Source organism: Chryseosolibacter indicum (genome assembly GCF_018598585.1).
Classification (GTDB): Bacteria; Bacteroidota; Bacteroidia; order Cytophagales; family Cyclobacteriaceae; genus Chryseosolibacter; species Chryseosolibacter indicus.
In genome coordinates this window covers 64,483-89,687 of the sequence record NZ_JAHESD010000001.1, presented here as the reverse complement: position 1 = coordinate 89,687, position 25,205 = coordinate 64,483, and the positions used below count along the sequence as shown (strand labels likewise).

Below are 25,205 nucleotides of genomic sequence, written 5' to 3'. Positions count from 1 at the left end.
ATGAAACCTACTTTCCCATACATATTCGGTTTACTTTTGTTTGTTGCTTGCACAAAGGAAAACGAAGTTAATGATCATGCAGAACATAACCCTGTTTCAAGTACCCACCCAGTCGAAAACTCCACAGACCTCATGCTCACCGAAACGCAGGTAAAACTTGCCAACATCACAACACAACAGGTAACTAAAAAAACCGTAGGTCAAACCGTAGTTCTTAACGGTAGACTTACCACCAACGAAGAACAAACTCAAGCGGTAAGCAGTCGTGCTGCCGGGCGCATCGAAAAACTCTACGTCAAAGAAACCGGTCAACCCGTTAAAAAAGGCGAACCGCTATACGTCATCTACAGTGAAGAACTGTTAACGCTACAACAAGAATACCTCCTGGCAAAAGAACAATACGAAACATTAGGCAACAACGAAAAGCGATACAAATCATTTCTTGATGCAGCAGAACGTAAACTCATCCTTTACGGACTCACCAAAAATCAGATTAATCTCATTAGCAGAAACACAGTAAAACCCAACATCACATTCCTTGCACCTTCATCCGGCGTAGTTACATCCATCAATGTTGCTGAGGGACAATATGTAGCCGAGGGACAACTCCTATATAATCTTGAAGATTTAAAAACATTATGGGTAGAAGCAGAACTTTACCCCAACGAATTATCATTAGTAAAAACTGGCGACAACGTGAAAGTCAGTACAGCAGGCGAAAGTGCCAATACAACAGAAGCCACAATTACTTTTTTAAGCCCCGAGTACCGGTCAAATTCACAGATCACCATCATGAGAGCCATCATCGAAAATCCAGAGCTGGTATTTAAGCCGGGCCAGCAGGTTCAGGTTTTTCTCACACACTCTTCAAAAGAAGCAGTGGCCTTACCTGTAGATGCTGTTATACGAAATGCCAAAGGCGCACATGTTTATATTCAAACCGGTAATAATACCTTTGCACCAAGAATGGTAAAAACAGGAATAGAGAATTTCGACCAGGTAGAAATTACCGAAGGCATAAACGAAGGCGATACCGTAGCCATATCCGGCGCCTATCTCTTATATTCAGAAATTATATTGAAGAAAGGCACAGACCAAACACACCATCACTAACCTTAAACATTAAACCTGCAACCTTCAACCAACCTTAAACATGTAACCTTAAACTTTAAACAACAACCCAGAACCCAGAACATCGAACCATTAACATTAACCTTAAACAATAAAAAAGTATGAAAACAAAATCAATTCTCCTTTCACTACTCTTCTCCGCCACTGCATTTGCATTTCTAACCAATTGCTCAGGCAACAAAAAAGAAGATGCTTCAACTGAGTCGCATGACCATGACAACCACCAACATGCCTCTGGCTCAACAGCACCCGAAGAAGCAACCGCACCTCAATTTCAGGTTGACGAAAATTTCCAGCAACAACTTGCTGAAGTCTTTACTTCCTATGTCGAACTCAAAGACGCCTTTGTCTCCTCCGACGCTGACAAAGTAAAAGATAAAGCAACCACAACAACTGAAGCCGTTAGCAAAGTAGACATGAAACTGGTAACCGGTGCTGCCCATAACGATTGGATGGCCTACCTCACTCCTATCCAAACATCACTTAAAGAAATTCAGGCAACATCTGATATCGAAGCACAAAGAAAATCCTTTAGCACCCTAAGCGATAACATGTACAAAAGCATCAAAGCCTTTGGTCTCGGTGGCAAAGAAGCATTTTATGAATATTGCCCCATGGCGTTTAACAACGAAGGAGCCTATTGGCTGAGCGATCAAAAGCAAATACGCAATCCCTATTTTGGTAATAAGATGCTCACCTGCGGTGAAGTAAAGGAAGTATTAAAATAACCAACAGGGTACCCGCTGGTCGCACAAGTGTACAACACCACCTTTGTCATCAGCGGGCAACCACTACCTCCTTCATCACAACATTGCCTGCCTCATCCGCAGCAACAACCAACACCTTTACAATCAAGCCGCGCTCATTTGCAAACCTGCAACTCAACTCTTTAAAACCATCAACACGCTTCTCTTCTACAACACCACCCTCATCCAACGCCGCCACGTTAATCGACCGCATCTTAAAATCTTCCTTAGAAGTCCGCACGTGAACCGCCACTGATTTTCCCTCAACGCTCACCTTTACTTCATCAATCCTTGGCTTACGCATATAATCAGCAATCGCAGCAGTATATGCGTTTGGCAATTTCAACTTTCTTGCCCTCCGCCAATAATAAGCTTTTCGCTCTGGGTCCAACATCATCGCCTTCGCATACTGCGTTGCCAGCCTGAACCTCGCCCTGTTATCTTTCTGCAACTGACTCTCCTTCGTCGTAGGCTTCGCCCTTCGCGCTACAATTGTTTTCCCGCGCAACTGCTTGAAAGCCATTTTACTTCCAAACTTTCCGCTTAGTCCTTCCGTAAGGTCATTTTCTCTAACAAGTGCCATATCAATAATTTTTAAAACCAAAATAGGGTCGACGTTTGACAAATACTGTCAAAACCTCCCAACACCCAAAAAATTTTGGTTAATCCCCATACCCCCTCAAAACCGAAACAAGTGCAGCACGAGTACACCAGGAGTGGAGAACACAGCCAAAAACCAATCAGAATAAACGACCAAGCCCGGACAAAATACAAATTCATTAATTGGGCGTTTCCCCGCTTAGCCATCACACATGCCTAACCCAAGCGGGGCCGCGCTCTTTGCTTCAACAGGCCGACTCTCATGCCACTTCGGTTTCCGCTGCAATCGCTAACGCAAGCAGCCTATACCGTCCTTGCCACACAAAGGACGAAGCATGTTCAACAAAATGTTCACTGTCGCAAGTGTTGTGCGCAAGAATGAGCCTGGCTCACTTGTGCCTCAAATCAGAAAGAACTCCCAAATAGATATAATTAATAAACCTTCACTGGTCCAAGTCTTGTGCATAAGAATAGGCCTGGCTCACTTGTGCCTTACATCTTGGAAGTAGCTCTCAAATAGCAATGACTAACAAACCCAAGATGAAACAAATTAGTAACGGTGCGGCTGACGTCCACGAACAGCGCGGAATTTCTGGGCAAGCGCAATGGCAGCGGTTAGCGCGCGTAAGAAATTCGGTGTTCGTGGTGCCCTTTTCTTTTGGTCCTTTTCTTTTGGGCATGCAAAAGAAAAGGATGTAAACACATACACACAAAGAAGTATGATACCTGAATTAGGACTTCATCACTGGCCTCTTAGCAAAAACTCTCAAATAGCGTTGACTAACAAACCCAAAGTGATGTATAACAGCACAAAAAAAAGAGGACCGTAAACGATCCCCTCTCACTTTATTAAAAGGTTACAGGATTATTCCTTCACTAAATACTTTCTTATCCACGATTTATTCTTGGTCTGCACCCGAATAAAGTAGATCCCCTGCGACAACGCAGGTAATTTAACAACTACACTGTTGCTCTCTATCTTGTCATGCAAGCTCTGGAATGTCTCACTACCATTCATATTCTGCATACCTACCCTCACATGATCAGGTTTGTCAGCAAATGTCAACGTAATAGATTGAGCAACACCATGCTTACCAGGATTCGGATACATCGACAAACCATCTTCATCAATAATCAATTCTTCTGAAGAAGAGAATGTCACTACTTCACTCTCATCTGATCTTGATCGGCCCGCTGCTGCGCAAGGTCCTACCAATATCCACGCATCCTGCCAATACATACCCGTACCAGGACCATAAGCCCATGCTGCGCCATTACACCATCCTGTAAAAGGGAATGGCTTACACTCATACGTACTACCAGCATTCTGAACTCTAGATCCCGCAACGTAGCCACCATTCTCAACATATTGAGGTGAGTTACAAGTACTACCGCCATTCACAACAACATTAACTACCGATGACGTTGCTGTTAATCCAAGGTTGTCTGTAGCTCTGGTCGTAAGCTGATAACTTCCTGTGCCAACATTGCTCCAGACAAATGAGTATGGCGAAGAAGTGTCCTCTCCAAGTTTGGTAGCACCATTAAAGAACTCGACTTTGGCTACACTTCCTCCCGGATCAGATGCCGTCGCACTAATAGTTATTGATGCAGGAGCTGTGAAACTGGTATTATTAGCAGGAGACGTAATGCTTGTTACCGGTGGCGTGTTAGCGTTGCCTACCGTTATGTTTATAGCAGAAGAAGTTCCGGTGGCCCCACCGTTATCCGTAGCTTTTGCAGTAAGAGAATACGAGCCAGCCGGTACATTTGCCCATGTAAAAGAATAAGGTGATGATGCATCTTCTCCAAGTTTTGAAGTGCCTTGAAAGAACTCAATTTTTGATATACTTCCATCAGCATCAGTTGCTGTTGCACTTATTGTAACAGCAGAACCCGTTGTGAATGTCGTATTATTGGCAGGAGACGTAATACTTACAGTAGGCGATGCATTTCCAACCGTAATATTCACCACAGCAGATGTCGATGACGCATTCAGATTATCAGTAGCTTTCGCAGTAAGTGCATAAGAACCTGCAGGCACATTACTCCATGTATAACTGTAAGGCGCAGATGTATCCTCTCCAAGTTTGGTTGACCCATTAAAGAATTCAACTTTAGTCACTGAACCATTATCAGATGCATTGGCAGTAATAGCAATATTTGTATTTGGTGTAAACGAAGCATTATTAGCAGGTGAAGTAATGCTCACCGTTGGCGGTGGATTCACAGATGTCCCTGCAGCATCATTAATTGCTTTAAGTATACTATTGGAATTATTCAACGGAACATCACCTGTAAACTCCCATACAATCACACCCTGGTGTCCATACTGCTTTGTATACTTAATCTTCTCGGCAGCACCTTTTGGTGTCTCATAGTATATCTTCTTGTTGTTAGCTCCAATATAGCCACCAAGTTGCCGTGTATCAATCGGATCAAAGGAAGTTGCAGCGTTAGGATAGGCAGCAAGAATCTCTTTCCATTTCAGCGCTACAAATCCGTTGGCATTATCAGGCTTTCGAGTCGAAAGATCATATCCGTATAACGGCACACCTATCGCAAGCTTTGCCTTAGGCACATTAAATCCTCCATCGTGGTTCCATGCCGCAGGCGCCATACCCATCCAATACTCAAGTGCATCCTGCGCTGAATAGATAGGATTATCGGCAGTTTGCCCCTGGTATGCCCCAAGGGGTACTTTATACAATGCAGAATGAGGTCCTACAGGAGATGTATTCCACGATCCTGTAAAGTCATAGGTCATTAACCCCAGCCAGTCAAGATATTGTGCTATACCATCATCATAATTATTTCCATAATACGAAGTACCAAATACCGCAGCAGAGATTACCTTGTTTGGCATTTTCGCTCTCAGCTTTTGTGCAAGTCTTGTTAATCCTAAACCTGCAGGGTGAGGTCCCTGGTCAGGCCCACCCCACTTGTCACCACGCACACGTCCACCTTGCTCTGTCGTTCCTGCAATGGTAGCATCAGGCCACCAGCACTCAAGGTCAAGGTCAACACCATCGATACCTTTTGTATTTACATAATTCGTAATGAAGTTGGCAATCTCTTCAAGCTTAGCATCATTATTATAGTACTTGGTCAACAGCCATAGAAAGGCAAAGTCAGTAGCACCACCAATCGCTACCTGTACTTTCACTCCCTTAGCTTTTGCTCTGCTAAGCACGTTCAAGTCAAAGAGAATTGAGTCAACTTTCCTGTTATGGAATTCACCCCACGCTACCGAAGCAAAGTTATCGCTATTAAAGTTGTTGTTATTCTGCTTGAACAAGTTGAAAGCAATATGAATGTGCGTAGCCGCAGCAGGATCAAAAGTTGTATAGTCGAAGTCAGGTACCCAATAAGGCAAGTATGCAACAATACGTTGAGGACCTGTGTAATCAGGTCCGATACCACCATCACCACACTTGCTGATCAATGCCCACGAGCCGTCTGTTCCTGGCTCTGTATTGCTATACCAGTTAGCCCTATAGTTACCATTCTTGTGCGATACTTCTGTTCCTCCCTGGTATCCAGATGGATTCGGTGTCCATGGCGTCCAACACGAGGGAAAGGTATACTGCGCGCTCGCACCAAACGCGACAAGCATGAAATATAAAATGAGTAAATGTTTAACTTTCATAGTTTAAGGTTTGTGAATGAACTTTTAAAAAATGAGAGAAGGAGAACAAGCTCCTTCTTCTCATGGCTTCTATTTAATCAGGTATTTCTTAACCCAAGCTTTATCAGCCGTATTTACACGAATCAGGTATAATCCTTGAGGAAGATTATTTGGAAGTTGTACATCCAACGATTTCGATTTTATATTCAGAAATTCGGAGCTCATCACTTGTACACCATTTACATCCTTTAAACCTACCCTAACTGAACCCGGCTCTTTTTCAAACTGAAGTGTAACCGTTGGATGTTTAGGGTTACCAGGATTAGGATAAATTGATAATCCTTTAACATCTTCATCAAAAGAAACTTCTGAGAAAACTTCAGCGGTATTATTCGAAGCAATTCTTGCAGAAGAACATGTTCCTATTAAAGTCCATGCATCCTGCCAGTAGCTACCTGTACCAGGAGCGTAAGCCCATGCTGCGCCATTACACCATCCATTGTATGGATAAGGTTTACATTCATATTCACTTCCAGCATTCTTAACTCTGCTTCCTGCTACATAACCTCCGTTCTCAACATACTGAGCAACATTTGAACAGCCACCACCCGTATTCCCACCGGTTACGGTAACTGAAACTGCAGCAGAAGTAGTTGTTGCATTTTGGTTGTCAGTTGCTCTTGCAGTAATGCTATAGCTTCCGGCAGCAACATTTGTCCATGTGAAAGAGTACGGAGACGAAGTGTCCTCACCTAGTTTTGTTCCTTCCTGGAAGAATTCGACTTTAGAAACAGACCCGTTATCAGAAGCGTTGGCATTTATGGTGATGGATGCCGGAGCTGTAAATGAGGCACCATTGGCAGGTGAAGTAATGTTTACAGAAGGAGCAGGATTAGAGCTATTCGAGAATGTAACTTTGTTAATGTTAAAGTCACCACTATCCATAACAATCCGCATCACCTTCTGACCTGTAGTCAATGATGTAGTATTTACAGTTACTGTTTGCCATGCCTGCCAGTCACCAGTATTGGGTACAGTAATCGTTCCGGAAATGTTAGCTCCATTCATCTCAATATGGAATGTCTTTCCTGCTGATGTTGCAGCAACTCTTACTTGCAGTGAGTAAACACCTGCTGTTTGTACGTTTACCGTGTACTCCAACCACTCTCCAGCTTGTACCCATCCAACATTATATCCACCTCCTGTATCGGTAGAAGCTTCAATATCTACATTGTCAGAACGGAAGGCACTACCGGAATTACCCGACGAAAGATCGTTGTAAGCAACACCTTGCCCACCAAGATCGTAATGTTCAGCTTCTATTGTTCCTGGTATGGTTCTTACTGTTCCTCCATAAGGACTCTGTGTTTGTGGATTTCCTCCTGTTCGTTGATCTACCACTTCTTTAATAGCGGAAACAAGTGAATACTGCCCTATGGCATCCTGGGATATTTCCCAAAACATAACACCGCCAATATTCCTGTCAAAGGCAAGATTGGTCTTGGCTTTAATGGTCGTAATACCATTATAGTAATCACCATTGTAAGTATCAGAATTCGGATTCGCTCCTTCGTTTACAAGTGTCCTGAAAGATTTCCAGCTAGGCCTGGCATAGAAAGGCATACCGAGAACAGCTTTCGATGCAGGCAAACCTCTTCCTGCCCAATAATCAAGAGATGATACGGCATAGCTATACGGAGCATGATCGGCACCATTACCACCATCATACACCATAATGTTCAAAAAGTCTACTGCGTTAAATACTGCGCTCTGCACACCATTGGCATAATAACCCTGAGCAGAAACAGCTGCAGTAAGAAACTTGCCGCGTGAATGCATTGCATTTCCGAGCTCAGTCATCAGTGTCGAGAAGTTCGCAGGATCTTGTCCATCAACAGGATATTCCCAGTCTATGTCAACACCGTCAAGCTGATACTGGTTGATCAGACTAATCAGGTTATTTATGAAATTCGATCGATAGGACGCATTGGCAGCCATTGACTGAAAGTCCTGGTTATTCAGATCGCTCCAGCCGCCAACTGCGATACCTACTTTCGTTCCTACAGCATGAGCTCGTGAAACAATATCCTGTAGTTTACCTGGCTGATCAACAGCGGTAAGTCCACCTGTAGTTGTTGGTCTGATAAAAGAGTAGTTGATGTGCGTCAGCTTACTGTACTGAATTTCCGCTGCCGTACCTGACCAAGAGGGCATGTATCCCACAACCTTAAATTGCGAGAAGGAGTCAATCGAAATTATCTGAAGAAAGACAAGCGCAACAAATAGTGCCCCTCGTCTTAGCTTTCGAATAGAAGTATAGAATTTTCTCATAGCGTTAATGTTTACTTAGTTGACGATATATTTTTTCACCCAGCTTTTGTTTAGTCCTTGTACCCGGATGATATACAAGCCATTGGTTACTGAAGGGAATTCAACGGTTAACTTTTGTTTCACTCCTGTAAAAGGTTTTTCAAACACAATTGAACCATTGATATCCCGCAGGATCACTTTTACTTCGTTAGCTTTATCCTTAAAATGAAATGTCACTTTATTCTTTTCTCCTGCATTACCTGGGTTAGGATAAAGGCTTAGACCATCTTCATCTCCTGAAAGTTCAAGATCAGCCTCTTCTTCGGTTATAGTGTTTACATCTGCTGTCTTTACTCTGGCAGAAGCACAAGCTCCAACAAGTATCCATGCATCCTGCCAATATGTGCCTGTGCCTGGTGCATAAGCCCATGCAGGACCATTACACCAACCGGTATACGGATAGCCCTTGCATTCGTAAGTGTTTGATACATTACTCACTTTGCTTCCTGCTACATAACCTCCGTTTTCTACATACTGTGGATTATTACAACCTCCGCCTGCATTTACTGATATTGTCACAGTAGAAGACGTGGAAGTCAGACCATCATTATCTGTAGCTCTGGCCGTGAGATTATAAGTATCTGCTCCCACGTTAGTCCATGAATATGAATATGGAGACGATGTATCTTCACCCAACTTTGTAGCACCGTTATAGAATTCTACTTTCGTAATACTTCCTTTAACATCAGAAGCGGAAGCGGTTATCGTTATGGATGCAGGAGCAGTAAATGTAGCGTTGTTAGCAGGAGAACTGATACTAACTGATGGCGCAGCATTTCCATTCACTGTAATGTTCACAATCGCAGAACTTCCTACACCACCAGCATTATCTATGGCTACTGCCTTTAACGCGTATGACCCTGCCGCAACATTTGACCACGTAAAGCTATAAGGTGAAAAAGTGTCTTCTCCTAACTTTGTTGAACCCTGGTAGAATTCAACTTTGGTAATAGTTCCATCACTATCAGTAGCGGTGGCATTCAGCATCACAGTAGCTGACGCATTGAATGATGCATTGTTAGTAGGAGATGTAATCGCTACTGAAGGATTAGCATTACTTCCACCAGAACAGGAACCTAGATCGGTCCATGCGTCGCCCCATGCCCATCCTACTCCAGGTTCGTAAGCACCTCCCAGTGAACACCAACCCCCTACCTTACACTCATATTTTTTACTATTGTGCTGTACCTGTGCGCCTGCCGCATAGTTGGAGCCGTTAACGTACTGTGTTAATCCGCTGCATGTGCCTCCTGTAGCCTGATTAACGGTAACTGTTATCACTGCGGAAGTTGTGGTAGCAGACTCATTATCGGTTGCCTTTGCTGTTAATGTATAACTACCCTGCTGAACATTGGACCATGTAAAAGAATATGGAGACGAAGTATCTTCTCCCAGTTTAGTGCTTCCTTGAAAGAATTCGACTTTTGTAACACTTCCATTATCAGTAGCATTTGCTGTTATTGTGATAGAAGCGGGAGCCGTAAACACAGCGCCATTGGATGGTGCAGTAATAGACACGATAGGTGGTTGATTACTTCCTGCAGTGATGGTTACGGATGAAGTCGCAGTGTTATTTGCATTATCAATAGCCCTTGCTGTTATGATATGCGATCCTACAGCAATGTTATTGATAGTGAAACTATAGGGAGATGATGCATCCTCTCCTACTTTTGTACCATTTAGTAAAAATTCAACTTGGGTAATACTCCCACCAGGATCAGATGCCGTCGCATTGATAGTTACATTTGATCCCGTTGCAACGGTAGTTCCGTTAGCAGGTGAAGTAATGATTACTGTTGGAAGACCTGTGCTTCCTCCGGCAAACACTTCATTGATCTTGTTTACAAGAACCGATTTTACGGTTGGATACCTTATCAATTTTGTTCCGAACTGAGTCGGTGAACCACTCACTTCCAAATCACCAAAAACAGTCCAGATGATTGTACCTGCTAATTCGTTATCGACAATAAATTGTGCTTTATGTCCTATCGACTCTTCATCATCATAACTTAAGAAGAAATTACCTTTGGTAAGGTAAGGTACCTTAGCCTGATTATCCCAACTCCTGGTCCACCCGCTGCCTGAACCTAATGCTACCTGTTTAATATAGAAATAGTTTGGCGTTCCATCGTATACATCCCTCGGCCAATTGGTATAATCGGCGCATGTTTGGATAGGACCATCAGGCTGGACTGTTTCTTGCCTTTTGGTAGTTGCTCCATTTAGTGTTGCAGTCGAAGAAGTTACTACACCTCGACCATAGAATGGACTTCCCATATTGATCTTATTCTTAGGGACACCATAAGAAACAAGAGCATCGTAAGTACTTTTCCAGTTAAACGTCGGAGCTTCAGCACCATCATAGTTATAAAGCGGTGCATTATGACCTGCCTTGTTAGACCATCCACCATTAAAATCATAGGTCATGATATTAAAGTAGTTCATGGTATTACTGATCTTGTTCCATTCAAACCCTTGTAGTTTAACCGGGTCAGCAGACATGGCTGCCGTGATCAGCTTATTAGGACCAATGGCATTTCTGATCTCCTGGACAAGTGTGCTAAAATTAGCGAAGTCGCCTTGCGTTCCCGTAAAGTTCATCCCTGCATAAGGGCCTGGAAACTCCCAGTCGAGATCAATGCCATCGAAACCCGTGTTGATAAGCTTTACGCAATCGTTGATGAATCGCTGTCTCTTAACAGGATCAGCGGCCATCTCCGGAAAATGTTTACACATACTCCATCCACCAATCGATGCAATTACTTTTACGCCTTTTGAATGAGCCAGTTCTAGAACACCAGGGGCTCCCCCAGGCTTATGGATAGGCACTGGCAGCGACTTATTAAATAATCCCCAGGCTGGATGCGACCAAGTAGAACCATTCTCCTGAACCTGAAACCCTTGTGCGGTAGCTTTTGCTACAGCCTCTGCATTTAAATGTTGAATAAGTTCGAGTTCACCAAAAAGAAGGTGCAAATCCCAACTGCTATAGGGATCAACATAAAAGATGTCACCTGGAGCTTGAGTTGCACCTGCCTGATAAATGTTCTTATTTCTCAAATCACCGCTGTGTAACGAACCGTCGCTGGCTACACCAAAGAAGGAGTAGTTAAGGATCGTATATTTTCCATAATCAATGTTAAGGTGGTTTAATACTCCTTGTGCTGGTAATCCTGCGTTGGCAGCCTTCCATGCATCCCAATTGGTGAGATAACCTATTACCTGTTTCTTATGATTGGCTGTTGTTGCGTTGCCTCCGGTGTTAACCTGGGCCCGCGTAATAACAGAGCTAAAAATAATAAATCCAATGATAATCAGTGCTCTGAATTTAAGATGAAACAAGCTGTAGCATGTTCTATTCGTGGTAAAGTAAATCATAGGGATTAGGTAAAAATTAAATCGAATGTTGCAACTGTGAATACGTATCTTCCCGTTGCTTATTTAAAAATTGTGATTCTGACGCAACTTTAAAAAAGTAGTTATTGAATGGCGACCTGTAGTTATTGAACGGTATAGCTAAAAAAAGACAAATCGGTTGCTGTGTATGACACTTTAATCATACAATGACGGCGAACAAGAAATTGTAAACTAATTTTCTACTTTGAATGGCTGAAGTACTTGATTACGTCCTCCTTCTTTCTCCTTGAAACAGGCACACAGGTTGTATCTTTCAGGAGAAGTAATCCCTCATGCTTGAACTTCACAACATAGTTAAAGTTTACGAGATGAGATCGGTGGACACGAAGAAAGTTGCTGTGGACGGTAAGTAGATCCTCATACTCCTTTAATGTTTTTGAGGATACAAATGTTTTACTCCCATCAAGAAAGAACTTGGTATAGTTCATGTCTGCTTCACACCTTAGTATTTTATCTACTTCCAGAAAAACAACACCATCGTAGGTTGTTATCGCAAGGTTCTTTTCCTGGCTATGAAAAAAGTTTTCGAGTTGTCTTTGATAAACCTCACTTTTACTTTGTTGTTCCTGGAAACGATGCACAGCCTCCTTAAGTTCTACGGGGCTAATTGGCTTTAGCAGGTAGTCTAAAGCGTTGTATCGAATCGCTCTTATTGCATAATTATTATAAGCTGTCGTAAAGATCACCTTACAATCAACGTCATGTTTAGCTGCCAAAAGGTCGAAGCCACTCATACTCGGCATTTCGATGTCTAAAAACAGAAGATCTGGCTTAAACGAATTTAGTTTGTTAAGTCCATCTTCCCCTCCTTGTGCAGTTTCCAACAGGAATTGACCAGGAAAATTCCTTTCCATGGTAATCTTCAGCAAGTTAATCGCCTTGCTTTCATCATCTACAATTAATGCTCTGATCATATACGCAACAAATGGATGTGGCAACACAAGCTTGTTCTACACGTACCAGAGAGGGATGGAAATATGTAGTAACTTAAACAAGAAAAGGGCGAGCTTTAGCAACCAACTTTTCTGGCTGGATTCAATTTAAGAAAAAACAAGATACTTACAGTTTAAACCGATTGCAAAGTATGTAATTAGCGACAAGCAGATGAACTTAGCGACAATTAACTTAACCTGGAGGATTAAAATTAAAGCACGAACTACGCTGTTGCTCGCTTTACCGTGACCTGAAGAGCATCATTTGTAAAGTCAGTTCTTTCCCGGTCTCTTGCTTCGCCAAGATCCCTCGGAATTCTTACTACAACTGTAGTTCCTGCCGCATCTCCTGACGGATCTGTTTCATCGATGATCTTTAAATCAAAGCCATCGTTTTGTTGCTTCAATACCGTTATCCTGTCTCGAATGATCTTGATACCCATGGACGGATAGTACTTTATACTATTCCTTTTATTCTTTGCAGCTTGTTCCCTACCTATTCCGTTATCACGCACCTTGCATATTAACGCCTGATCTTTGTCAAGCATAAAGGAAACAACAAGATTACGTTCCCCGCTCTTATTCATCAGCCCATGCCATAAGGCATTTTCAATGAAGGGTTGTAATAGGAATGTAGGAACGATTACATCTTCGGTTTCGATTGATTCATCAACAATGAACTGATAGTGAAACTGCTTATCAAAGCGCATCGATTCTAATTCAAGGTAAAGTTCAAGAAGCGTGATTTCTTCATCAAGAAGAATATAATTCTTCTCGGAAGATTGTAACACTGTACGTAATAACCTTGAAAACTGGTTTAAATAGTGCATTGCTTCATCCTGTCTTTGTACCGCTATTAACTCCTGGATAGAAGTAAGGCAATTGAAAATAAAATGTGGGTTCATCTGCGCTATTAGCGCTTTTAATTCAAGTTCAGCTATAATCTTATTAATTCTTATTTTTTCCTTAATCCTGTTTCGCACAATGTTTAGTACCACCAAAGCAGTAATCATGCAAACTACCGCCATCAATGTCTTAAACCACCATGTTCCCCAGAAAGGAGGTAGTATTTTAATTTTCAAATTGCGTCCTTCCTCGTTCCAAATACCATCGTTATTCGATGCCATTACTGAGAAAGTATAAGATCCAGGTTCAAGGTTAGTGTATGTAGCAGAACGTTTATTGTCGATGAAGTTCCAATCCTTTTCAAATCCCGCGAGTTTGTAGGCGTATTGATTTCGCTCCGGCTGAATGAAGTTCAGTGCAGAAAAATCAAATGTTATTACATTCTGATCATAATCGAGTACAATATTTTCCGTTTCGTTAATTTGTTTCGTCAAGGGTGATCTAGCTTCACCCGCATTAACTTCTCTGTTAAAGATCCGCATTGATGTAATTGCAACACGTGGCGGATATTTGTTACTTTTTATACCCTTGATAACTTCAGGAACAAATAATGTAAACCCGTTATTACCACCAAAGAGAAATTCACCTCTATTGGTAACATAACTTGCATTAATATTATATTGATAATCCTGAAGTCCACCGATTGTATTGTAATTCCTAAATGTTCTGTTCTTCGTATCGAGATAAGCCAGTCCACGACCGGTGCTTATCCATAAGTTATTGCTTTCATCTGCCTGAATCGCAGATACCATATTGTCAGGCAATCCATTTTTCTCTCCCAACGAAAGGAACGACTTAGTCATTTCATCATAAAGATTGATTCCTCCGGCAAAGGTTCCTATCCAGATATTTTTATTCCTATCACTGTGTATTGTTCTTATCCAGTCGTTACTCAAATTGTCTTCTTTTGTGTTATCGCTTGTTATCACAGCAAAGTGAGCATGTCCCTTTTCCAAAATATTTAAACCTCGTTGTGTACCTACCCAAAGACGTTTCTTGTCATCTTCAAAGAGGCAACGGACCATGTTATTACTTAGATTAGAATTATTGATGTTAAGAGAAGAAAAGGAATTCGTTTTGGAATGATAAAGGTTTAACCCTTCATTTGTACCTGCCCACACTCGCTTATCACTGTCAATAAGCAATGCCCAGATCACATTATCACTAATGCCAGAGCCGTCTCCTTTACAATAACGTGTAAACTTCTTTGTTTTAGGGCTGTATCTACATAATCCGCCGAGATATGTTCCAATCCATAGCTCGTTATTTTCATCAATCTGCAAAGAAATTATTCTATTGTCGCTTAAACTGTTTTTGTTCTTCTCATCATGATAGAAATTGGTGAACTGTCCGGTAGCCCTGTTAAAGTAACTTAATCCTCCTCCATCAGTACCAATCCAGATATTTCCATTGGGTTCTTCAGCAAAAGATGTAACGGAACTGTTTCCGTTAATAGTGGGAACCCGATAGTGAAAAAAGACTTCAGCATTTTGATTAAAGAAATTGATTCCGCCATTGTAGGTACCAACCCAAACTCCGCCCCTTTTATCAGAGCTAATTGACCGGATAACATTGTTGTTCAGGCTACGCGAATTATAAGGTGAATGAATAACATGGTGGAAAATTTCCGTATCCGGATTAAATATATCTATCCCTTTTCCATCAGTTCCAATCCATAATGTGCCATCATCGTCAGCCCATAACGTAGGCAACAAATCTGTTGAAATACTGTTATCATCTCTGATTTCATGTTTGTAGACCTTAAAAGTCTCTGAGCCAGGTTGGAATAAATTTAAGCCTCCCCCGTATGTCGCTATCCAGATTCTACCTTTTTGATCCTCAACTATCTTCCTCACGTTGTTTTCGGTTAATGAACCCTTTTTACCCGGCTCATGAAGATATTGTTTGTAAGTTCCCTTTCTTGTGTCGAGTACACATACGCCATTACTGGTTCCTATCCATAATTTACCATTCCTGTCTTCAATGATGGATGGAATTGTATTGTACACAACGCCCCCGGTATCAAACATTTCATGATACATTTTAGAGAAAGACCCATCGGCTTCATTGTACAGATACAGCCCATCGTCGCATCCAATCCATAGATTATTTCTGCTATCCTGATAAATAGCCCTAACAGGAAAATTGCTAAAAAAATGTTTGTCAAACCGGTCGAGATTTCTATTATATAAATCCAATCCATTTTGGGAACCAAGCCAGAGTCTTTCCTGCCTGTCTTCAAAAACAACGTAGGTGATGTTACTGCTGATCGTTAAAGAATCGCTTTCCTTCGCACGAAAATTAGTAAAGGAATATCCATCAAATCTGCTAACGCCATTTTCTGAGGCTATCCAAATAAAACCTCGGCTATCGGTTATAACTGAGTTAACGGTATTACTGGGTAAGCCGTCATCAACATTAATGTGATGAAATCTAATGTCATGGATTTGACCTGAAACACGAAAGATTAAAACCAGAAGGCAGAGAGTACTTAGCGCTTTAAATGCAGCAAGGCCCATAGATTTCAATTTAGTAATAGAAATATACTACTATAAAAATAAATCGACCAATTGTTTAATTAGTTGACAATACGTTTGTGTAACATTCTTAGTAGATTTAACCCACATAATGCTACGTTCAATTTTCCTAACGGTAGAAACAAACCAGGCATACAGCGCACGCTAAACCTTAATAAAGAAAATGAAAATTGGCCTTTTCATACCCTGTTATGTTGATCAATTTTACCCGCAGGTAGCTATTGCTACTTTGCAGTTACTCGAAAAATTACGTTTGAATGTTCATTTTCCTTTAGCACAAACTTGTTGTGGTCAGCCAATGGCAAATTCTGGGTTTGAAAGTTTAACGTCGGGTTGTAATCTCAACTTTATTAATAGTTTTGAAGAATATGATTATGTGGTTTCTCCAAGTGGAAGTTGCGTTTTACATATTAAGGATCATTTACATTTTAAAGGTAGAGAGCAGGAGTCTGAAAATATAAAAAACAAGATTTTTGAGCTAACTGAATTTTTAACAGACGTACTTAAAATAGAAAACCTTAGTGCCTCATTCCCTTACCGCGTAGGGTTGCATCAAAGTTGCCACGGGCAACGTGGCCTTCATCTGTCGCAAATGAGCGAGTTAGTGGCTCCTTCCTTTTCTAAAACTGAACATCTTTTAAAAAAAGTAAAGGGACTTGAATTGGTTGCTTTAGATCGAAAAGATGAATGCTGTGGATTTGGCGGAACATTTTGCGTCGCTGAGGAAGCGGTATCCGTAAAAATGGGTAAAGATCGGGTGGCTGATCATCTGATTCATAACGCAGAGTACATTACAGGAAATGACATGTCATGTCTTATGCACCTGGAGGGAATTTTGAAAAGGCAAAAAAGTAATGTACAGGTTATACATATTGCTGAAATTTTAATTGCAGGTTAGATGTCTGAATTAAACATAGAAAGAGACCATGCTTCACTTGCAGAAGACTTTAATAAAGATGAAAAACGGGTAAACTGGCATGACAAGACCCTTTGGTTTATACGAGAGAAACGCGATAAGGCTGCATGGCAAATTCCAGAGTGGGAGCAATTAAGAGAACATGCCTCCCATATTAAAAATCACGTTCTTGCTAATCTGTATGACTACCTCCTTGAATTTGAAAGAAAAGCAAAAGAAAATGGAGTTATCATTCATTGGGCGGAAACACCAGAAGAACATAATGCCATTGTTCAATCAATTCTTAAGAAGTATCATGTCAATAAGATAGTAAAGAGTAAATCAATGCTTACAGAGGAATGTCACTTGAATAAATTCCTCGAGCAACATGGCATTGAGGTTGTCGATACAGATTTAGGGGAACGGATTGTACAATTGGCCAATGAACCACCAAGTCACATTGTACTACCTTGCATCCATTGGAAAAAGGAAGAAATTGGAGTGCTATTTCATAAGCACCTTAGAACTCCTGAGGGTAATGCCGATCCCCAGTTTCTCACACATGCCGCCCGTGTACATTTAAGAGAACATTTCTTAACCAGTAAGGTAGCAATAACAGGAGTAAACTTTGCAGTAGCAGAAACAGGTGAGTTTGTGGTTTGTACTAATGAAGGAAACGCTGACCTTGGTGCTCACCTTGCTGATGTTCACATAGCTTGTATGGGAATAGAAAAAATAATCCCGAAAAGAAAAGACCTTGCCGTTTTCTTAAGGCTACTGGCAAGAAGTGCCACAGGACAACCAATAACTACATACTCAAGTCATTTTAGAAAACCTCGCGTCGGGCAGGAGATGCATATTGTATTATTGGATAACGGAAGAAGTAAACGTCTGGCAAGTGACGATTTCAGAAATGCTCTTAAATGTATCAGATGCGGGGCTTGTTTTAATACTTGTCCTGTTTATAGAAGAAGTGGCGGACACAGCTACCACACTGCTATAGCTGGACCTATTGGATCAATTCTAGCCCCTGCCTGGGACATTAAGAAAAATAGCGATCTTCCCTTCGCCTCAACATTATGTGGTTCTTGCTCTAATGTTTGCCCGGTAAAAATTGATATTCACAATCAGTTGTATAAATGGCGCCAGGAAATTGTTAGAAATGGATACGTGAGTACGAAGAAAAAAGTAAGCATGAATTTTATGGAACTTATTTTATCAAATCCTTTGCTGTTCACATTATCAGGATGGATTGGACGAAAAATTCTAACATATCTTCCGTTTATTGTTAATAATAATTTTAACCCATGGTATAAGCAAAGAGAAATGCCTATCCCACCAAAAGAATCATTTAGATCTTGGTATCAAAAAAACAAACAACATTAATGACCAGTCGAGACCGCATACTACAGACCGTTAAGAAGAATCAACCAGTATACACTGAGGGGCCATCTGAGATAAAGCATACCGAACCCGCAAACGCACTTGAAAAATTTAAAAATGTATTGGTAAGTATTGGAGGTGCTGTACTTGAGATTCAATCTTTAGGAGAAGTAAAACAGTTTATCGAAAAGACGTTTCCAAATGTACAACACATTATTTCATCAGTGTCACAATTACCTTACACCAAGGTTCTTCAGCAATCCGTAGTCTCCCCGCATGACTTTAAGCACATTCAAATAGCTATTCTTGAAGGAAAGTTTGGTGTGGCAGAAAACGGAGCAGTTTGGCTAACTGAAAATGCCATGCTGGACAGAGCATTGCCATTTATTTGCGAGAACCTTATTCTTATTGTCCCTGCAATCAAGATTGTACCGACTTTACATGAAGCCTATTATTTAACAGATGCAGAACAATATAATTTTGGGACTTTTATAGCAGGACCGTCAAAAACCGCCGACATAGAACAATCTCTTGTATTAGGAGCGCATGGCCCTAAAAGTCTTACTGTATTTTTACTACATTAGCTAGACTTACACTTTAAAAAATAGAAAGACAGCTTTACCTGCCCTTCTATTTTAGATATTGATTTTCATTCCTTTACAAACTTCTCATTGATCAAACCTTTATTGGTATCAATAGAAAGGATGTACATGCCCGACGGAAGTTCCGAAACGTTAACTTCCTTCCTGTCACCACTCTTCATTTGCAATAAAGAGCCTTTTATTGTCGCGATTTTAATCGAACGAATTACAGCACCATGTTTCAATATGATTTTTAATTCATCTTTTACAGGATTAGGATAGACAATCGTGGAAGGTATCTCTTCAGACGCCATAACAATAGGAGCTTCGCCCCTTGCTTCCTTGGCTGCTCCGCCGACACAGAAATTATGTGTTGCAGAAGTTGTAAATGAACTGCCAGATACGAGCGTTGTACCTGAAGCATCATTTAATACATATGAACCATTACCGTAGGTACAACAGATACCATCGCCATAGCTATCGTTAATGGTAAAAGTATAACAGCCAGCTGGAAGGCAATTTGTAGCTGTTATTGTACTTCCATCAGGTGAAGACCCATAAGCACCTCCCGATGCTACGGTAGCACCGCTTAAATTTTTGATAGACCAGCTTGTTTCTTCAGGATAGTTATCAAGCTTAAGTGTAAGAGTTACATTAGTACATGAAGGGCCACTACTGCCACCACTGGTAATATTCACTGTATAATCCTCAACTTCGCCATAGCTAAACGTTTCGCACGAGGTAGGTACAGCATTATACTTCATTGAGACCCGCATTCTCGTAGATCCTGATGTGGCTGTAGAAGGCACTGTAAAGGTTCCGGTTATCGGTGTAGTTTTAGAGGCAGTTCTTGTAAAGAGCTGTTCACCTGTATCCGTAAAATCTCCATCTTTGTTATAATCAATCCATACACCATAACCTTCATTGTAAGTTGTACCAGGCCATGTTGGTGTAATGGTAATGGTATAAGCAGCACCTATAGAAAGATCAGTAGAAAGGCTTGCAAAGTCTCCATACCCTCCATTCGCTCCACTGGAATTGTTAATGGTACCTAACTGTACTCTGCCAATATATTCGTCCGTCACGTTGTTGCCTTTTGATGCACAGTAGTTCGCAGATGAAGAAGTTGTAGCGAATGTTATAGAGGCACTAAACGCAGATGTAGTGGTTGGGCACTTGCTCCTTACCTGGGCTTCATATTGAGTAGATGCAGCAAGACCTGACAATGTTATAGTATTTGTACTCGCAGCAAGTGCTGTCCATGTTGTTGTTCCTGCAAGGCGGTATTGAATATCATAGGTCGCACCTGAAACTGCATTCCAATTAAGTGCGACGCCAGAAGCTGTAATTCCGGTAGCTTCTAAGCCGGTGGGTACTGTAGCCGTACATGTAGCACCTCCACCGGTAACGGTAAAGTTTGCATTGGAAATATCATAAAATATATTATCTGCAGCTTCTACTTTAACACGACATGTTGTGCCTACATTGTTAGGTACTACAATAGCTTCAGATCCATCATTAGGAGTATTGGAGACCAGTGTAACGGGATAAGTAAAACCCCCATCGGTAGACAGCAGGATGTTCACATTGCTACAATTTACAGGAGCAGTGTTTGTGCTTGCAACATTCCATGTCACGGTCTGCGAAGACCCTACAGCCCAACTTACCGCGGTATTAGGCGCACTTACAGTGAAAGGCCCTGCTGTTCCGTTGACTGTAACTCGCATTAAATCATCCGAGGTTTGTCCGCCACCCGCCTTAATATCACGTACAGTCAGGGAAAAGTTTAGGGTTCGTGCAACAGATGGAATTACCTCCCATGTAGGAGAAAGATTATTTGCTACAACGTCGCTGATTTTTGGAAAATAACGATCAGGAGAAGATGTACCAGGTCTTGACCTGAACATAGGACCAACGGTCCTGGTAGGCGAAGGAGCGGCATTTGAATTGGGATCTCCTGGATCGTTCTGTTCCCATGTATAGGTAAGCACATCGCCATCTGGATCAGAACCTTGGCCACGTAGAACAAATGCCGTAGATTTAGGAATAGTGTAATCAGTACCAGCATTGCAAGTAGGAGGATTATTAGCAAGGTTTACCACCTGGGCACAGCCCGAGCTTGGTCCGCTTTGAACATTTGCTGAAATATCACGAATATTCACATAAGCAAAATAAGCATCACTATTACTCTGAACATTTGCAGCACAGATACCCGCGTAACCCATAATTGAGCTTCCGCTTCCGGGTTCCACCTCCGTGGTACCACTTCCGCTTCTGCACGATAAATTACTTTGTACATGATATCCTCCAAACTGATGACCCATCTCGTGAGCGACATAGTCAATATCAAAAGCATCTCCAGTTGGATTTGGCCTGCCAGTATAACCACTCCCCTTACTTCCTGCTGTACAAACACAGCCTATACAACCTGCATTACCACCTCCTGAGGTATTGAAATTGTGGCCAATATCATAATTGGCGTTTCCAATTTGAGAATCAATTACCTGCTGCGTTTTCGCGTTGAATTCTCCATTCCATGGATCTGCACTTGTGCTACCGTAATATATAATAACGTCATTATTGGGAACAATCTCCATGGTAATCGCAAGGTCCTTCTCGTACACACCATTAACACGGGTCATGGTAACATTCATTTGAGCGAGAATGTTAGCTTTCTTCTGAGCATCCGTACCCGTACTTCCGGCAAAGATGTTTCCATATTCTGCATTACATGAAAGCGCTAATCTGTATTTTCTTAACTTCTTGTCGTTGGTTCTGCCAGACGAATTATCCCTCAGTGATGAAGTCATATTACCCGCTTCAGTGAAACACTGAAAATCAGATGCTCTACTCCCCATATTCGCCCTGTTGTAAACCGTGTAAATCTTCTTATCCTTAGAATATGGATCTATAAAAAATGAGCTACGTTGTGAGGTAAGGATCATTCCATGAAATCCTGTCTGGTCAGAAATACTAAATCGTATTGTTGATGTTGGATCATCAATACCTTGACCAGCGTATGATTTTATTCCAGGATATTTAGCTGAAAGGTCAGGATGCAAAACAGAAGCTTCAACAACAGTAAACCGCTCAAGGTTTCCTTCAGGATTGGGAAAAGTCATCACGATGTCTGCCCTTGAACTTTGTACTCCTCTTGCACGTGCTTGCCTTAAGTCTTGTTTGAAAACCGATAAGTCCAGTTCAAATGTTTGATAGTCTGCTGGCTTGGACCTGGAAGAAGGCAATTGGTCCTCAACAGGCGGTTCGCCTGATTTGGTCCAGTAATTTTTTTGTTGGGCAAAGCCCAATAGAACAGTCATAACCATGACTGCAATTGACAGTAAAGTTTTCTTCATAAGCTTTGGTTGTGTAATAAATGAAGATAAGAAATAACTTTTTCTGACTACTTAGCGAACAGGTGAAACGCTTCCATAAAAGTTATTCAAGCCTAGATTACTGTCTAAATAACTTACAAATAACAATAGATATTTGACACGACTCCCCGCAAATTGAAGAAAATAGTGATTGGCATTCTAAGAGGACGTCGACCTATGCAGAGTTATTTTATCCTGAAATTATAGAGTAATAAATCTCTTCAAATTTTACTTGATTTTTCATTTAAAAAGAAAATCCTGCTGTTAGCAAAGTATTAAAAAGTACAATTAATCATTTAGCTATTCTTGCATTATAATTATTAAAAATCCCACTAATTATGAGAAGAATTTTTATTGCAATTATGTTGACTTTAGTATTCTATTCAGTAGATGCTGCTCCGCGAATAAGAGTACCATATTGTAGCGATTGTATGTATATCACGAAAGTCGCTGATCTTCCCGACAGCGCAAGTTTTTATTCAAAAGAATATAACGCTTATGCTGACCTTGGCTATGTCTACAAACAACTTTGGTTTGTATGGCTGCCAATCTGGAATTATGAAGGACAGTACGCGCTTATAATCAAAGATAAGGATGTGTATTTTGATATTTCCGAAGATGAACTAAAAGAGCTTGCAGAAACTCATAAAATCGCTCTTCCATCAAACCCTGTCGGACTATGGGACAAATTAGGAGGCAAAGCAATTATAATTTTGGCAATAGCATTAGGAATTTGGGCCTATGTAGATAAGAAAAATCCAGCAGAGAATAGCGAAGTTGCCGTTGATAAAGGTGAGGCTGTATAAGTAAGTTTTAAAACCGACCCTCTCATTTCCCTTCTAAGCCTAACTTATTCGAATTAGTTAAATTGCCAAATGGCAGAATTTAGTCTCCCTTTATTATGATCCTCTCAACAAAAAGATCACTATACCCTAGATACTATGTTAAAAAATTAAAGAGCCGCGGTCTGATGTCAGAATGAGGCTCTTTAAAACGAATTAATAATACATGTTCATTAATTCTTCTCGGCAATATCAGTATTTGCAGCAGGAATTTTCGGCGATTGATAATAATCTATATCCATAGCCTTCCATCGTTCTTGATGACGTGCAACGCGGTTCCTGTACTCATCCCAGTTCCTAACAGTCTGCTGAGACCACCCTATTTCGGCTACTCCTGGTAATCTTGGAAAAACCAGATATTCAATATCGTCCATTGTAACAACTGTTTCAGTCCAAAGCGGCGCTTCAACACCTAAGATTTGATCTTTTGATATTCCTTCAACAAGCCTTGCTGGATCCCAAATATAGGCAGAATCAGCTTCGATATAAGCTGCCCAGTGTAGTCCTATACGACTTGTAGAATCATACTGCATATCCAGATAAGTTTTTGTCGACGGAGAAAAAATGATTTTCGCACCTTTATCCACGGCTTGTTTTGCATACTTCTCCGAATGCCAATATTGTACTATAGTTGTCGAATCGATTTCACCCTGTGCAACTTCTTCCCAACCAATCATTTTCTTTCCATTGGCGCTAACAATTTCTTTAAATCGATTAATAAATTGAATATAATCTTCTTTCTTGGTAACTGCGGCTTCATCGCCACCTATATGCAGATATTGACCAGGTGTAATTTCTGCAAGCTCACGTATTACGTCGTTCACAAATTTAAACGTAGCATCTTTCTTCAAATGAAGGGTGCTAAAGCCAACTTCAATTCCAGTATATAACTGTCCTGCTACAGGCTTAGGTTTAACCTCCTGCGACGCTTGTACCGGACTTTCATTTGCTCCTGCTTCACGTTTAATCGGAGGGCCGGCATTCAGTTCTGCATAAGACGCAAGCGCCGCGTTAATATGCCCAGGCATATCAATTTCTGGTACAATAGTCACAAACCTGCTCTTAGCATAGGCTACAATATCCTTATATTGATCCTGAGTGTAAAACCCGCCTTTACCTCCACCAACCTGCGTACTACCTCCAACTTCCGTTAACTTCGGCCACGACTTAATTTCTATCCTCCATCCCTGATCATCGCTTAGATGCAGATGCAATACATTCATCTTATAATAACTGATCAAATCTATATATCTTTTCACATCTTCTACCGAGAAGAAATGCCTCGCCACATCAAGCATAGAGCCACGCCACCCATAAAGAGGATAATCCTTGACAACTCCCGTAACTATTTCCAACTTAGTATTCCGTTGCGTTTTACCTTCAACTGCTGGCGGCAACATTTGTCTTAGAGTCTGAACAGCATAAAATATTCCAGCTGGACTATTTGCCTTGGCATGAATACGTTCTTCTGTGATGGTAACTTCATAACCTTCGTTACCAAGTTGTTGATCGTCTCCCCCAACGGTGAGGTATATAGCGTGAGAAGTAGCTTCTTCACCTTTTGTGGTAGTTACAGGTACTTCCAACCCTGATGCTCGTTTTATAAACTGAGCAAACTCATTGGCTATTGCCAACGTCTCTGCGTTATCTGATACTACTATTGAAGTCTCTTTCGAAAATGTAAACGCTTTGTTTGTAATGCTTGAGCTTACTGGTTTAGGAATAACGCTTTCGAACGCCACCTTAGCGTTTTCGGATACAGTAGATGTATTACTGCATGAAACAAAACAAAAAAAACCTATCGCGAGGATTAAAGTTTTAAAGGATCGAGTAAATCGTAACATATTTATGATATATCATTTT

At 41.1% G+C, this 25,205-nt stretch carries 14 protein-coding genes; 6 read left to right on the top strand and 8 right to left on the bottom strand.

The window, feature by feature from the left end; all coding sequences use genetic code 11:
- Nucleotides 1-1,113 (top strand): efflux RND transporter periplasmic adaptor subunit, encoded by a 1,113-nt coding sequence (locus tag KK060_RS00355; RefSeq protein WP_254151408.1) that lies wholly within the window; start codon nt 1-3, stop codon nt 1,111-1,113.
- 119 nt (nt 1,114-1,232) lie between these two features.
- Nucleotides 1,233-1,859 (top strand): DUF3347 domain-containing protein, encoded by a 627-nt coding sequence (locus tag KK060_RS00350; protein ID WP_254151407.1) that lies wholly within the window; start codon nt 1,233-1,235, stop codon nt 1,857-1,859.
- Nucleotides 1,860-1,908: 49 nt separating this feature from the next.
- Here KK060_RS00350 and KK060_RS00345 read toward each other — a convergent pair whose 3' ends face one another.
- The 6 genes from KK060_RS00345 to KK060_RS00320 form a co-directional block, all read right to left on the bottom strand.
- Nucleotides 1,909-2,460: a hypothetical protein gene (locus KK060_RS00345; protein ID WP_254151406.1), complete on the bottom strand. Its 552-nt coding sequence runs from the start codon at nt 2,458-2,460 to the stop codon at nt 1,909-1,911.
- A gap of 882 nt (nt 2,461-3,342) precedes the next feature.
- Complete coding sequence (locus KK060_RS00340) at nt 3,343-6,126, bottom strand: Ig-like domain-containing protein (protein ID WP_254151405.1); 2,784 nt, start codon at nt 6,124-6,126, stop codon at nt 3,343-3,345.
- Nucleotides 6,127-6,195: 69 nt separating this feature from the next.
- A complete protein-coding gene (locus tag KK060_RS00335; protein WP_254151404.1) occupies nt 6,196-8,436 on the bottom strand; it encodes a glycosyl hydrolase family 18 protein in 2,241 nt (746 codons plus the stop codon).
- Between the two features lie 15 nt (nt 8,437-8,451).
- Entirely contained in the window at nt 8,452-11,853 is a 3,402-nt protein-coding gene (locus tag KK060_RS00330; protein WP_254151403.1) for an Ig-like domain-containing protein, read from the bottom strand.
- A gap of 218 nt (nt 11,854-12,071) precedes the next feature.
- A complete protein-coding gene (locus tag KK060_RS00325; RefSeq protein WP_254151402.1) occupies nt 12,072-12,806 on the bottom strand; it encodes a LytR/AlgR family response regulator transcription factor in 735 nt (244 codons plus the stop codon).
- Between the two features lie 242 nt (nt 12,807-13,048).
- Nucleotides 13,049-16,249, bottom strand: a complete 3,201-nt coding sequence (locus tag KK060_RS00320; protein WP_254151401.1) for a ligand-binding sensor domain-containing protein — start codon at nt 16,247-16,249, stop codon at nt 13,049-13,051.
- 181 nt (nt 16,250-16,430) lie between these two features.
- On the opposite strand from KK060_RS00320, the gene KK060_RS00315 reads away from it, so the two are divergent.
- From KK060_RS00315 to KK060_RS00305, 3 genes are read left to right on the top strand one after another with little or no spacing between them, the layout of a single operon-like run.
- Complete coding sequence (locus KK060_RS00315) at nt 16,431-17,165, top strand: (Fe-S)-binding protein (protein ID WP_254151400.1); 735 nt, start codon at nt 16,431-16,433, stop codon at nt 17,163-17,165.
- On the top strand, nt 17,166-18,548 hold the full coding sequence (locus KK060_RS00310) for a lactate utilization protein B (RefSeq protein WP_254151399.1): 1,383 nt from the start codon (nt 17,166-17,168) through the stop codon (nt 18,546-18,548).
- Complete coding sequence (locus tag KK060_RS00305) at nt 18,548-19,129, top strand: LutC/YkgG family protein (protein ID WP_254151398.1); 582 nt, start codon at nt 18,548-18,550, stop codon at nt 19,127-19,129. The genes KK060_RS00310 and KK060_RS00305 overlap by 1 nt, the downstream gene beginning before the upstream one ends.
- 65 nt (nt 19,130-19,194) lie before the next feature.
- Here KK060_RS00305 and KK060_RS00300 read toward each other — a convergent pair whose 3' ends face one another.
- A complete protein-coding gene (locus KK060_RS00300) occupies nt 19,195-22,482 on the bottom strand; it encodes a zinc-dependent metalloprotease family protein (protein WP_254151397.1) in 3,288 nt (1,095 codons plus the stop codon).
- 356 nt (nt 22,483-22,838) lie between these two features.
- Here KK060_RS00300 and KK060_RS00295 point away from each other — a divergent pair, with 356 nt between their 5' ends.
- Nucleotides 22,839-23,306 (top strand): hypothetical protein, encoded by a 468-nt coding sequence (locus tag KK060_RS00295; protein WP_254151396.1) that lies wholly within the window; start codon nt 22,839-22,841, stop codon nt 23,304-23,306.
- A 209-nt stretch (nt 23,307-23,515) separates the two neighbouring features.
- On the opposite strand, the gene KK060_RS00290 is transcribed toward KK060_RS00295, so the two are convergent.
- Nucleotides 23,516-25,186 (bottom strand): beta-N-acetylhexosaminidase, encoded by a 1,671-nt coding sequence (locus KK060_RS00290; RefSeq protein ID WP_254151395.1) that lies wholly within the window; start codon nt 25,184-25,186, stop codon nt 23,516-23,518.
- Between the last annotated feature and the right edge of the window lie 19 nt (nt 25,187-25,205).

What these genes read in the sequence shown, in the direction of transcription:
- KK060_RS00320 (WP_254151401.1), bottom strand. Translation starts at nt 16,249, where the DNA reads ATGGGCCTTGCTGCATTTAAAGCGCTAAGTACTCTCTGCCTTCTGGTT.
- KK060_RS00290 (WP_254151395.1), bottom strand. Translation starts at nt 25,186, where the DNA reads ATGTTACGATTTACTCGATCCTTTAAAACTTTAATCCTCGCGATAGGT.
- KK060_RS00335 (WP_254151404.1), bottom strand. Translation starts at nt 8,436, where the DNA reads ATGAGAAAATTCTATACTTCTATTCGAAAGCTAAGACGAGGGGCACTA.
- KK060_RS00355 (WP_254151408.1), top strand. Translation starts at nt 1, where the DNA reads ATGAAACCTACTTTCCCATACATATTCGGTTTACTTTTGTTTGTTGCT.
- KK060_RS00350 (WP_254151407.1), top strand. Translation starts at nt 1,233, where the DNA reads ATGAAAACAAAATCAATTCTCCTTTCACTACTCTTCTCCGCCACTGCA.
- KK060_RS00345 (WP_254151406.1), bottom strand. Translation starts at nt 2,460, where the DNA reads ATGGCACTTGTTAGAGAAAATGACCTTACGGAAGGACTAAGCGGAAAG.
- KK060_RS00340 (WP_254151405.1), bottom strand. Translation starts at nt 6,126, where the DNA reads ATGAAAGTTAAACATTTACTCATTTTATATTTCATGCTTGTCGCGTTT.
- KK060_RS00300 (WP_254151397.1), bottom strand. Translation starts at nt 22,482, where the DNA reads ATGAAGAAAACTTTACTGTCAATTGCAGTCATGGTTATGACTGTTCTA.
- KK060_RS00310 (WP_254151399.1), top strand. Translation starts at nt 17,166, where the DNA reads ATGTCTGAATTAAACATAGAAAGAGACCATGCTTCACTTGCAGAAGAC.
- KK060_RS00315 (WP_254151400.1), top strand. Translation starts at nt 16,431, where the DNA reads ATGAAAATTGGCCTTTTCATACCCTGTTATGTTGATCAATTTTACCCG.
- KK060_RS00305 (WP_254151398.1), top strand. Translation starts at nt 18,548, where the DNA reads ATGACCAGTCGAGACCGCATACTACAGACCGTTAAGAAGAATCAACCA.
- KK060_RS00295 (WP_254151396.1), top strand. Translation starts at nt 22,839, where the DNA reads ATGAGAAGAATTTTTATTGCAATTATGTTGACTTTAGTATTCTATTCA.
- KK060_RS00325 (WP_254151402.1), bottom strand. Translation starts at nt 12,806, where the DNA reads ATGATCAGAGCATTAATTGTAGATGATGAAAGCAAGGCGATTAACTTG.
- KK060_RS00330 (WP_254151403.1), bottom strand. Translation starts at nt 11,853, where the DNA reads ATGATTTACTTTACCACGAATAGAACATGCTACAGCTTGTTTCATCTT.